Annotated in this window: 1 protein-coding gene; it reads left to right on the top strand. The window is 63.2% G+C overall.

Annotated elements, in window-relative coordinates; all coding sequences use genetic code 11:
- Positions 1-228, top strand: a 228-nt coding sequence (locus EN808_RS36150; RefSeq protein ID WP_135918292.1) for a VCBS domain-containing protein, incomplete at both ends; no start/stop codon positions are given.

Below are 228 nucleotides of genomic sequence, written 5' to 3'. Positions count from 1 at the left end.
ACAGCGTCAGCGCCGTCAACGGCTCGGCTGGCAATGTCGGCAACGACCTGGTCGGCACCTATGGCACGCTGCATCTCAACAGCGACGGCAGCTACAGCTATACGCTCGACAATGGCCTGGCCTCGGTCCAGGCGTTGGCCGAAGGTGCCAGCGTCACCGACGTCTTCACCTACACCAACGCCGACAACCATGGCGGCTCTTCGAGCTCCAGCCTGACGGTGACCATCA

Source organism: Mesorhizobium sp. M8A.F.Ca.ET.165.01.1.1 (assembly GCF_004792065.1).
Taxonomy (GTDB): domain Bacteria; phylum Pseudomonadota; class Alphaproteobacteria; order Rhizobiales; family Rhizobiaceae; genus Mesorhizobium.
The sequence above is the reverse complement of the archived record's forward strand: the minus strand, read 5'-3'. Positions and strand labels throughout refer to the sequence as shown.